Raw genomic sequence first — 11247 nt, 5'->3', positions numbered from 1 at the left:
CCCTCAATCCATCAGAAAAACGCCTAAGCCATCGTCACGCCAAATGGCCGGCTTTTACTCCGCCACACTGGCAGGTTTTTAATCCGCCGTTGACATCGGTGCATCCCAACTCCGCCAGGCGCACGGCGGCGGCCTTGAGTAGTCCATGAACCGAACATTCTTTCAGCCCAGCCGCATCGCACCACTTGCGGAAACGATTGCCAAAGCCGTTCGAGGTGAATGGGCGGTTGAAAGCCGTGACCAGGTACGCAAGATCGCCGGTTGGCGTCTGGTCAATGATACGCTGCAATTCGGCAATGATTGGAATTTCCATCCGAACCGGATTGCGGTTGCGCCCCTTGTGCTGGGTGAACACAAGCCATCCGTCCCTGACATGCTGGCGGCCGAATTGAAACAGGTCCGAACGCCGCTGACCGGTGTAGATCGCCAGGGCCAGGGCAAGCCACGCCTGGGTCTCAACCGGATGGACTTCCTCGAACCGGGCGATTTCATCCAGTCTCCAGGAATGGAAGCCGTCCGGGTTGCCCTTGAGGTATTCGACCTTTTCGGCCGGGTTGTCATCGTGCAGATCATAGCGCAGGGCAAACCGGTAAAGCTGGCGCAGGGCCTTCACCATCCCGTTGGCGGCCTCGGGACGGTCCGACATTTCGTCCCGGCGGATACGGACATGCCTGGGCAACAGAAGCGCAAAAGGCTTGTCCCCGTCGCTCTTGTGCTGGCAAAACCGCTCGAGGATCGCGCGCCGGACCTTCTGGGTCCTGGGGTCCAATTCCTTGAACATCGCGCTCTTGTAATACTGGACGCAAAGCCAGCGAATGCTGCACGGGACAACATGCCCCGCCCCTTGCTCTTTCTTGGGGCCCTCGAGGGTCCCGGCGGCGGCTTTCTTGTAGTCCGCCAGGAACTCGGGCGATCCGGCCGGGCCGCGTAGCCTGACCTTCCGGCTATGTCTCCGGTAATACAGGCGGACATTGCCATGCCTGTCGGTGTCCTCCGCCACATATTTCAATCTGAATTTCAGGGACACCTCGTTCATCTACTCATCCCGAGGATTGTGGTCCGAGTTGTCACCACCAGGAAAAGCATCAAATGAACGGTCATGCGAGCTGAGGATGTGACAGACACCCTCGATCTCGCCTTGTAGGCCTCCGGCAGTGAACAGATCCATGTCGTTCACAAACCAAGACTGCTTAGTGACAACGGTTCAAGTTATGTCTCTGCCGACTTGGCTGAATGGTAACAGGACAAAGGTATGAAACACAGCCGTGTGCGCGCCGTATCATCTGCAGACCCAAGACAAAATCGAAAGATTGCATCAAACCTTGAAGAACCGGATCTTGCTGGAAAAGTAGTTCCTACTGGGCGATCTCGAAGCCCAGATTGCAGCCTGCGTCGATCATTACGATCATCGGCGATATCACGAGAGCCCAAACAAAGTCACACCAGCCGATGTCTACTTCGGACACACCCAAGCCATTCTGAAACGACGAGAGATGATCAAACGGAAGACATTCGAAGCACGACGCTTGCATCACAGCAAACGCACCGCATAATCACAAAAACCAGATGAGCCAAACTTTCTCTTAGTTTAGGCCGCCATCGGTTCCAAAAACTCTGGCGACTGACAATGTTGGGCAAAACCATCTGCATTATTCGCCGCGTAACAATGCGGATTTAGTCGGAATGATCATGGATCGGCAGTTTATGAGACTAGGCACACCGAATCGAAAGTCAGGTACGAGACGCCTCGAAGGCAGCCCATGCTTTTTCGAACGCATCAAAGTCGAAACCCTCAGCTCGCGCCGGTTCAAGCACGAGTTTTTCTGTTTCCAAAAGCTTCTCGATAGCGACTTTGAGCTGGGACAACACATCGGAGGGAATAATCAGTGCGCCATGGCGGTCTGCGTGTACGAGGTCACCGTCCGCAACATGCATCCCGAAAATTCTCACAGGCGTACCGACTTCGCGCACGTGGACAAATCCATGGCTCGGCCCTATGGAGCCAGCTACCACCGGAAAGCCATCTGGCAAATCCCCAAGGTCACGCATGACCCCGTTGGTCAAGGCGCCTGACAGACCGAGGCCCTTGTGAACAGTGGTGTTTATCTCACCCCAATATGCTCCGATGCAGTCGGGAAAATCGACGTCTTCTACAACTGAAATCGCCGGCCGCGGCCCTTCAGACATATGTCGATAATAGGCCATGCGCCGCTCCCGAATAATCTCTGCCGACTCGACAGGCGGGGAAACCGCTGCGATCTTTGCAGTTCGTGCAAAGCCAACCAATGCGGGTGCATCAGGTGCGGAACACAACATCGTGCCACGTGTAAATTGCGCGAAACCGCGCTTGCCTTGGGCGACTTCAATTGCGTTACAGACGGTCGGCGTATCAACAGAACGAAGCAGTTTTAAAAGCGAAGGTGTCATATTCTCTCCAGCCACCGCGACAAGGCGGCATTTGTTGCAGCAGGTTGCTCCAGAGTGGGCAGGTGTCCGGCGTTCCGGATGATCTCGAGCTCCGCGTTTGGAAGCAGATCGCAAATCATTTCGTGCCGTGGAAACGGACAGAGCGTGTCATACTCTCCACACAACGCGATCGAGGGGTTTCGAAAATTACGAAGCGTTTCCGATTGGTCGATGCGATTTCGTAATGCCACGGATTGATTTACAAAAACTCGCTCTCCGAGATCTGTCGCCATGGCCATGCAGACGTCTAGTATGGTACCTTGATTGGCGCCGTCCGCGAGATAATTCGGCTTCATCTCGTCACGCATAACTTGCTCCAAACTGCCAGCTTTCACCGCTTCGATCTGAGCGATACGACGGGTTTTAACCGCTTCGGTCTCAGCTAGAGGATTGGTGTCCATCAACGCGAGACCGGCAATGCGACAAGGCGCCTGCCGCGCCATTTCCATTGCGACGATCCCCCCCATTGAAAGCCCTGCTAAGGCGAAGCGATCAGGCAGAGATCCAAGTACGTTTGCTGCCAATTCCTCTATCGAGTCGTGTCCTGAGATGCATGCCGAAATCACCGTTCGATTGCCGGAAAAAGCTGCAAATTGCGGTGCAAACAGTCGCGCATCGCACATCATGCCAGGTAGGAAGACGAGCGGCAATTTCATACGTTTCGGTTCGCCAAAGACGCACCCTCGGAAAGAGCTGATAATTTAGCATAGGCAATGTCCGGATCGACTGCTCCAAAGCCAGCAAAGGTACCAAACCCACAGTCGCTCCCGGCAATCACTCGGCCTGAACCGACAATATCAACAAATTTTTCAATACGTTGCCGAACCAGCTCTGGATGTTCAACAAAATTGGTTGTTGTGTCGACAACCCCAGGAACAAGCACTTTGTCCTCAGGAATTTCTGCCTTGCGATCCCGAAACACAGCCCATTCGTGCGCGTGGCGCGGGTTAGATGTTTCGAATAACACATAACGCGATTTAGTCGACATCAATGTGGAAAAAACCGTGTCCATCGGTATGTCACAGCAATGCGGCCCTTCATAGTTTCCCCAGCAGATATGTACGCGTACTCGATCCTGCGGCACATTCTGGAGCGCATGGTTAAGCGCTTCGACATGCATGTTTGCAACTTTTACAAACTCAGTGTCGCTCATTTCGGTGAACAACATATGACGGGACAGCGCTAGATCAGGGCAATCCAGTTGCAAATCTAGTCCGTTGGCCACGATGGTTTCATATTCTTCTTTCATCGCATCTGCCAAAGCAGCCAGATAAGCCTCTCTCGAAGAATAATGATCGTTTTGCAAAAACAAGGAGATAACTCCAGGCGAAGCCGCATTCATAAAGCCCCGCTCAACTCCATGTTTGCCCATTGCGATCTTGAGGTTCGTGATATCTTTCATCAGCTCACCTTGCCCTTTGGAGCGCACATCGCCAGTACACTTGGGGCGAGCGTATTGCGGTGTACCTCCGTCGTCTGCCAGACGCTGCAAAAAGCTGGGAAACATTTTCAGGTCTGCAGGAGCGTTGCGCTCGCTGTCACCAGAAAAACCAGTGTAGCGATCCTTCACATAGGTGGCGTAAGAAATTTTACTTGTTTCACCGTCACTTACGATATCGACACCTGCCGCGACCTGTTTACGGACAGTTTCGTCGACGGCCTCAGTCATCGCGGCGTCAAAATTTTCCTGATCAAAATGCGTTTCGTTTTCACGGGCAAAGATGAAATCTACAACTTTTTGAGTGCGTGGCAGGCTACCAACGTGGGTCGTTAATACATTACTCATGGTGCCTAATCTCCTGTCGGTTCTACGTCGGTATTGCGTCGGTATCGCGACTGTGGTGATACCGACGCGGTGTCATTAACCTTTCCAAGTCAGACCAGCAGGATCACCTGTGCCAACGATCTGATACATTGCGGCCTCACCAGTCATGGACGGAGCGACACTGTGTGCCAGACCTTCAGGTACAGACATTGTGTCGCCGGGCGCTAAGGTGGCGGCACCGCCATCCCATGTCACTTTCCAATGGCCAGTGACCGGCATTAAAACCGATGGTCGTTCGAATCGAGTTGCGCATTTGCTTGCCGAGGCGCGGGTGACAAAATTGACCTCGAACCCAGGTTTGTCGCGCAAGATGCCGGTTTCTCCAATTACTTCTACAGGCGCCTTGTCCGAGAGCGCGACCATGTCCCAATAGCGGGCCACATGGTTTGGAAGAACCTCCACCGTGGTCGGCTCGCCGCGTTTGGCAAGTTCAGTCGCTTCCATCAACGGCATCGCAGACACACCGTCCGGCAAGACGTCACCCTTCTTGGTATCGTAAAGCTTGCCAGTTTTTGCAAGCACCAGCCCGTGGTCGGCGGCGTCCTCGATCACTTGCGGCGCCCACATCACGCCACCTCCTGCGTCGTCGCCGCCGAGGATCGCCATAATCATTCCGTAATCGGAACCGATGTTTTCAAAGCCGCGGAAGACGCCGGTGGGAATGTTAAAGATATCACCTTTCTCAAGCACAACCTCGCCCGCATCGCCATAACGCCCCCAGAAAAATCGCCATCGCCCCGAAAGCACAAAAAATGCCTCGGCGGTGCGGTGATCATGCAAGGAGTTGCGGCATTTGGGCGGCTGTCCTGCGGCACCAATGTTGAAGCCGTGCGGAATGGTGATGTGCACGTGCTGATCCGGGCTTTCGGACACGCCACCGCCGATAATAGTAAAGTTTTCCTTTTGATCGCTGCCGGGCGTATGAGCGTCGATAAAGGCGGTTTTGCAGGGTTGTAAGTCACCGTAGCGAACGATGCGGGCTTCCATATCTTTTGGGGTCATGTGTTCGGTCCTTTGAGTATTGTGCAGTTGATCGGGTAAAGCACAACAGATCCCGGTGGACGATTGTTGAGACGGCGCGCACGTAATGCGGCTCGGTGCGCGTGAAAGCGCCGTGCCTCCTGTGAATTACACAGAGTCAAATATGTATAAGGATTGCTCAACCCTGCCCCGTTTGCATGAGAATCTGCTTCCAGACCGACGTTTCATCAAAGAGTGTGTACTCGCGACGGATTTTTGGCTGATCAGAGATCAGCGCGCCAAAATCGGCGTGGCTGATACCCAACACATAAACCTCGGCACCGGTGGGCGCGCCAAACGCCCCCCAACCTTCGTGTTTACCCCAAAGGCTCCAGCGGACTGCTGCGCGAGGAGGCATCTTCGGATCTTCGCGCCCGATCTGATGCTCGATTTTGAATGCCGCGTTGGGGAAGCTGGCTCGCAAGCTCATCCAAAAGCGGTCTACTGCACCCCGACCATGCCCAGTCTTACCACCGACATATTCGGACTGCACGGCACGGTCGTAATCCTGCTCAATCGTAGCGATGTCAGCACCCATGATACGGCTGATGATGCCGACGTAGCGCTGCCCCCATTCATTGTCGTTTCCGGTGCTTTTGTATGGGCCAGGCATGTCGGAGTAAGGCGTTAGCGGTTTAACGCAGTCTTCCTTTCCACCCTCCGCTTCAATCAGGCTGGCGGCGTATTCCTTTGGGTCCCAACCCATTTGCCGCACAATCGCGCCCTGATCGCGGATCAGCCATTCGTCGTTGATCTGATTATTGATCGCATGACAGTCGGCAAGGATGCGGTACCGCAATTGCTTGCCGGTTGCCTTTCCGTAAACACCATCGGCCAAATGCGTCGCAGTTGACAGGATGCGATGGCTGGACAACATCCCCTCTTCTGGTGTGCCGGACCAGATCACGTCTTCGCCAAGCAATTCCCGGTCCGGAAATTCAGCCAACGTTGCCATAGTGGCGCTAATAACATTCTGGTTGCCGATCACCACCGAGCCGGGAGAACGCACCACGATATCGTCGCTGTAATAGTTGTGCAGCGTGGCGATACCCCGATCTTCCCAAATTTCTTTGGTTATGCCGATGATGTAGTCAGGAAAGTCCTGAAACTTTGGATCAAAACCTTGCATGGGGGTTATCCTTTTACGGGAGGCCAGTTTTTTGGCAATCGTGCCGAACCACGCACAATCAGCGGCGCGGCGATGGAGATTTTTCGTGTCTTCGCCGAGCTAGGATTTTCAATATGCGCCATCAGCGTTTCTACAGTTTCCGCCACCATTAGATTGGCACGTTGACGCATTGTTGTGAGGTCGTAGGCCCGCCATGCGGCCGGCGGTACGTCATCAAAACCAACCACAGACACATCGTCGGGGATTTTCAAATCAAGACCAAAGCGCAATTCATCCATGACGGCAAAGGCCATGTAATCGTTGGCGACAAAAACCGCATCAGGGCGGTCATTGGCATCGACATTGAACATGGCGTGCGCAGCGGCGCGTGCGTGATCCACATCGAATTCTCCGACTTCACGAGCGAAAAGCTTTTGCCCAAACTCGTCAAGCCCCGCGCGAAAGCCGGCCTCCCTGTCACGTTGAGTAGAAGCGCCTTCCCAACCGGCAATATAGGCAATTTTCTTATGTTCGCCAGCGACAAGGAATTGAGCGAGCTCACGCCCACCCTGAAAATTGTCAGAAGTCACAAAGCTGACACCGTCTCCGTCCTGGAAGCGGTTAAAATGCACCACAGGTACCTTTGCTTGCGCGCACCGTTGCGACAGATCTGAAGACATTGCAACCGATGCCGTAACGATCCCATCTACCTGATAATCCAGTATTTCCTCGACCACGCCATCAATATTTCCGGCTGTCTGCGATGCCATAAAGACCAGAACGTGATATCCACGCTCTTGCAGATCATTCGACAGGATCTCCAATGCTTCGGGGTAAAAATAATTGTCCAGATAAGCAACGACGAGGCCGATGATACGGCTTTTGCCGGATACCATTGCGCGGGCCAACACGTTAGGACGGTAGCCAAGTTCAGCGGCGGCCTTGCGGACCTTGTCCTCCGTTTTCTTGCTCACCGAGGCGCCAGGTGTAAAAACACGGCTGACGGCCGATTGGCTGACACCGGCACGTTCCGCGACTTGCAGAGATGTTATTTTCTCCGCCATCAGTCTGCCGTCCAACCGCCGTCGATCAACATTGATGTGCCGGTGACCAAAGCGCTGGCGTCCGAAGCCAGATACCGTACCGCACCCATGATGTCCTCGACCTCTCCTATGCGGCCAAGTTTGATTTTTTCCTCTACCCAGGCTTTGCGGTCGGCCCGCTCAAATGTTTGTGCGGTGAGTGGCGTTTTGATGAATGTCGGGCAAACGGTATTGATACGGATTTGCGACGGCCCCCATTCGATTGCCATCGCCTTTACCATACCCTCAAGCCCGTGTTTAGACGCGCAATAAACTGCGCGATCGATTCCGCCAACATGCCCCATCTGGCTGGAAATGTGGATGATGGAACCACGCTTCTCACTTGTCATCATAGATTTCGCCGCAAAGGCAGACAGGAAATAAGCAGAACGCAAATTTAGACCCATCACCGCGTCGTAATCCATTGGCATGGTGTCGACGGCAGGTCCATGGCGCGCAAGTCCGGCGGAATTGACGACAACGTCGAAACCTCGAGCCAGCATGAGGCTTTCAACGGCCTCAATGTCGTTTTGATCCAGCGAAACCGCTTCTGCGCTTAGCCCGATTGCGTCCAAAGCTGCGACCGTTTCATTGAGTTTCTCAACTCCTCGCGCCGCGCAGACAACGTGTGCACCAGCTTCTGCCAGTGACACCGCACAGCCTTGTCCAATACCTGAGGACGCGCCGGTCACCAACGCAGTTTTCCCGCCCAGAGAAAAGGAAGGGGTTCGGGGCAATTGCGTCATCGGCTCATTCCGTCGGGAATATTCAGGCGCGCCATACTGCGCGCCTTATTGAACTCCCGCAGCCGAGCAAAAACGTCTACTCCCAATTGGTAGTAAGCATCCAACAAATCGACCAAAACCCAGTTTTCGCGAATTTTTCCGTTTTCGACCCGCCAAAAATCCAGACTGCGCAAAGTGATCTTTTTTCCGGCCGGCGCGATGCCCATCCATCCGTCATGTGTGACAGTCTGGATCATATCGGGCCAACCGGTCACGGCGGCATAATCACCGTCGCCAAAGAAATGATAGGTGATTTCATCCACATATTTTCCGCGATCCGGCATTCCATTCAGGAATGGGATTTGATGCCAATTACGAAAGCCGGAAATGCCACGTCCGGTGCCGATACCAGCAGGCCCGTACCAGCTCATGCGTTCATGCCAGAACCGCCCCATTTCCATGGAATGTGGGTCCGGGTCGCTGGGATGTTTTTTCAGATGATCCAACATGTCAACAATGTGCTGACAGGTCGCAGCTCCCTTGGCGGAATCGTAAGGACCCGGCACAAGCCCATCAGACGTTGCTGGACCCGGCACGTGCCATTCACGGCCCAACGACGGCGCCATCGGCCAAGCATCAGCTTGCATCATCACTTCGGGAATGTCCCACAAAGCCTGATACTCGACCACTTTGCCGTCTACGAAGCGAAAGAACTCATGATAGCGCATGGAGACTTGGTGGCCGGTGGGCGGAATTTCGAGCCACGGGCCGGTGAAGACGCCGGTATAATATCCACCGCATCCGACCCAATCATTGCCGAACTCATCCGGACCCGCCACGACAATATAGTCGCGGCGTTCCAGATCCGGCCATGCGTTAAACAGTCCGGCATAGGCCGAGTCGTAAAACGCCTGCGAGCCGGTAGTGTCTTCAAACGGATGGCACAGTCGGAACAGGGCATCCGGAGTGGTCAGGTCCTTCAACGCCGCGCGGACCCCGCCTTCAGAGAAATTGTAGGTTGAGTCCCTAAACGCTTTGATGAGCGCTTTGTGTTCTGTGTGTCTATCCACTGTCAGATCACTCCGCCGCCTCACGAAAAGGCGCACCTTCTCCATAAGGTACATTGATCCCGCCATAGCGGCGCACGCGCACGTTGCACTGTTCCGCATGGCCGACGAACCCTTCGAGCAGACACAGACGCGAACCATACTCGCCTATCATTGTGGCGGCTTCGTCAGTGAGAACCTTTTGGTAGCTGTGTGTTTTCAGAAACTTGCCTACCCAAAGACCACCAGTGTACCTTCCTGCCTTTTTGGTCGGCAGGGTGTGGTTAGTGCCAATCACCTTGTCTCCGTTTGAGACATTGGTTCGCGGCCCCAGAAACAACGCGCCATAACATGTCATGTTTTCAAGGAACCAATCGTCCCGATCCGTCATCACCTGCACGTGCTCTGAAGCTATGTCATCGGCCACGGCCAACATCTCTTCATAGGTGTCGCAAACGATGACTTCACCGTATTCTTCCCAGCTAACCGAAGCAGTGTCGGCCGTAGGTAGAATCTTTAAAATACGATCGATTTCGGTAAGGGTTTCTTCGGCCAGTTTGCGCGAGTTCGTAAGCATCACACAGGGACTGTTATATCCGTGTTCCGCCTGCCCTAGCAAATCCGTGGCGCAGATCTCAGCGTCCACTGTTTCGTCAGCGATCACCATCGTTTCAGTTGGTCCTGCGAATAGATCTATTCCGACGCGGCCAAATAGCTGACGTTTCGCTTCGGCCACATAGGCATTACCTGGCCCTACAAGCATATGCACTGGATCAATGGTCTCAGTCCCCAACGCCATGGCGCCAATCGCCTGAATACCGCCCATCACATAAATCTCATGCGCGCCACCGAGGTGCATGGCTGCGATCACAGCCGGATTTGGCTTGCCCTTGAACGGCGGGGTGCAGGCGACAATCCGCGGCACGCCGGCAACCGACGCGGTTGCCACCGACATGTGAGCGGAAGCCACCATAGGAAACTTTCCGCCAGGTACGTAGCACCCGACGGATTGCACCGGAATGTTCTTGTGTCCAAGGATCACGCCTGGCAGCGTTTCTACTTCCAAATCCAGCATCGTATCACGCTGCGCTTGCGCGAAATTGCGTACCTGCTCTTGTGCGAACTTAATGTCAGCCAGTTCCCTATCTGACAGCTGTGCCATCAAATCGTCGACGTCCTGATCGCTTAGTTTGAAGGATTGGGGTGAGTAGTTGTCGAACTTCTCCGAAAGGTTTCGAACGGCTGCGTCACCATTAACTTCAATGTCTTTCAACGTGCCTTCGACAACGGCACGAGTTTTGGCGTCATCCTCTGCCCGTTCAGCCTGATCTTTTCCGCGCTTGAGATACACTATCGTCATTTTTTGTCGTCCTCACAAATCGGGGCGCGGAGAGTTTTTTTCTCCGCGGTCAAAGGCTTCCCAGCCTTCGCCATTGAATAGGTCGACGCCCAGTTGGGCGGCGACATGGGCGAAATCGACATTCACCCAGTTGTCGACAATCTTGCCCTCGACAACTTTCCAAAAATCCATGTAACGGATTTCAACCCGCTTACCGGTGGCGGCAATGCCCAGGAACTCACCGCTGTGCGTGGCTTCCTGACGACCAAAGGCCGCCGCCCATTCACCCATGTAAAGGCGGGCCTCATCAATGCAGGTCTTGTCAGAAAACGCCGCCTGAAACGGGCGCTGCCAGTTGTCCTGGAATTCCTTCAAGCCGTATTTTGTGCCACAACCCTGGTTGCCCATCCAACGAAATCCTTGGGAAAAGAACTCCCCAATGTCATCGATGCGGTGGTCGTTCAAACCATCCACCATATCTTCAATAACACGGCGGGTGTCGTCGGTTTTGCTCATATCCGTGTCGCGGCTCAGCACGGCTTGTTCAGGTCGAGACCCTTTCATCAGAGCTCTCCTTTCAGAATGCTATTTAGGATTTCAAAGAGGCGGGTCCTCTTCGTTATGAAATCCCTCGGC

Annotated in this window: 11 protein-coding genes and 1 pseudogene; 1 reads left to right on the top strand and 11 read right to left on the bottom strand. The window is 54.2% G+C overall.

What is annotated here, in order from left to right; translation table 11 throughout:
- Positions 1-34: 34 nt before the first annotated feature.
- On the bottom strand, positions 35-1036 hold the full coding sequence (locus CLV88_RS21415) for a tyrosine-type recombinase/integrase (RefSeq protein ID WP_106610451.1): 1002 nt from the start codon (positions 1034-1036) through the stop codon (positions 35-37).
- 63 nt (positions 1037-1099) lie between these two features.
- Between CLV88_RS21415 and CLV88_RS23495 the strand changes: the two are divergent.
- A pseudogene (locus CLV88_RS23495) lies at positions 1100-1553 on the top strand (integrase core domain-containing protein); the annotation flags it as partial.
- Positions 1554-1731: 178 nt separating this feature from the next.
- On the opposite strand, the gene CLV88_RS21410 reads toward CLV88_RS23495, so the two are convergent.
- The 10 genes from CLV88_RS21410 to CLV88_RS21365 form a co-directional block, all read right to left on the bottom strand.
- The gene (locus CLV88_RS21410; RefSeq protein WP_106610450.1) at positions 1732-2427 is read right to left on the bottom strand and encodes an RraA family protein; all 696 of its coding nucleotides are present in this window, start codon (positions 2425-2427) and stop codon (positions 1732-1734) included.
- Positions 2424-3122, bottom strand: a complete 699-nt coding sequence (locus tag CLV88_RS21405; RefSeq protein WP_106610449.1) for an alpha/beta fold hydrolase — start codon at positions 3120-3122, stop codon at positions 2424-2426. Before CLV88_RS21405 ends, CLV88_RS21410 begins: the two co-directional genes overlap by 4 nt.
- Positions 3119-4252 carry a cobalamin-independent methionine synthase II family protein gene (locus CLV88_RS21400; RefSeq protein WP_106610448.1) on the bottom strand — a complete coding sequence of 378 codons (1134 nt, stop codon included), beginning with the start codon at positions 4250-4252 and terminating at the stop codon, positions 3119-3121. Before CLV88_RS21400 ends, CLV88_RS21405 begins: the two co-directional genes overlap by 4 nt.
- A 75-nt stretch (positions 4253-4327) precedes the next feature.
- Positions 4328-5293, bottom strand: coding sequence for a cupin domain-containing protein (locus CLV88_RS21395; RefSeq protein ID WP_106610447.1), 966 nt, complete (start codon positions 5291-5293; stop codon positions 4328-4330).
- A gap of 157 nt (positions 5294-5450) precedes the next feature.
- Entirely contained in the window at positions 5451-6440 is a 990-nt protein-coding gene (locus CLV88_RS21390) for a nuclear transport factor 2 family protein (protein WP_106610446.1), read from the bottom strand.
- 5 nt (positions 6441-6445) lie between these two features.
- Positions 6446-7483, bottom strand: coding sequence for a LacI family DNA-binding transcriptional regulator (locus tag CLV88_RS21385; RefSeq protein ID WP_106610445.1), 1038 nt, complete (start codon positions 7481-7483; stop codon positions 6446-6448).
- Positions 7483-8247, bottom strand: a complete 765-nt coding sequence (locus tag CLV88_RS21380) for an SDR family NAD(P)-dependent oxidoreductase (protein ID WP_106610444.1) — start codon at positions 8245-8247, stop codon at positions 7483-7485. The genes CLV88_RS21385 and CLV88_RS21380 overlap by 1 nt, the downstream gene beginning before the upstream one ends.
- Positions 8244-9341: an ester cyclase gene (locus CLV88_RS21375; protein ID WP_106610454.1), complete on the bottom strand. Its 1098-nt coding sequence runs from the start codon at positions 9339-9341 to the stop codon at positions 8244-8246. The genes CLV88_RS21380 and CLV88_RS21375 overlap by 4 nt, the downstream gene beginning before the upstream one ends.
- Positions 9304-10632, bottom strand: a complete 1329-nt coding sequence (gene hisD, locus CLV88_RS21370; RefSeq protein WP_106610443.1) for a histidinol dehydrogenase — start codon at positions 10630-10632, stop codon at positions 9304-9306. Before hisD ends, CLV88_RS21375 begins: the two co-directional genes overlap by 38 nt.
- A 12-nt stretch (positions 10633-10644) precedes the next feature.
- A complete protein-coding gene (locus CLV88_RS21365; RefSeq protein WP_106610442.1) occupies positions 10645-11175 on the bottom strand; it encodes an ester cyclase in 531 nt (176 codons plus the stop codon).
- Between the last annotated feature and the right edge of the window lie 72 nt (positions 11176-11247).

It is taken from the genome of Shimia abyssi, assembly GCF_003014475.1.
In the GTDB taxonomy this organism is placed as follows: domain Bacteria; phylum Pseudomonadota; class Alphaproteobacteria; order Rhodobacterales; family Rhodobacteraceae; genus Shimia; species Shimia abyssi.
This window is presented reverse-complemented; position numbering and strand designations above follow the sequence as displayed.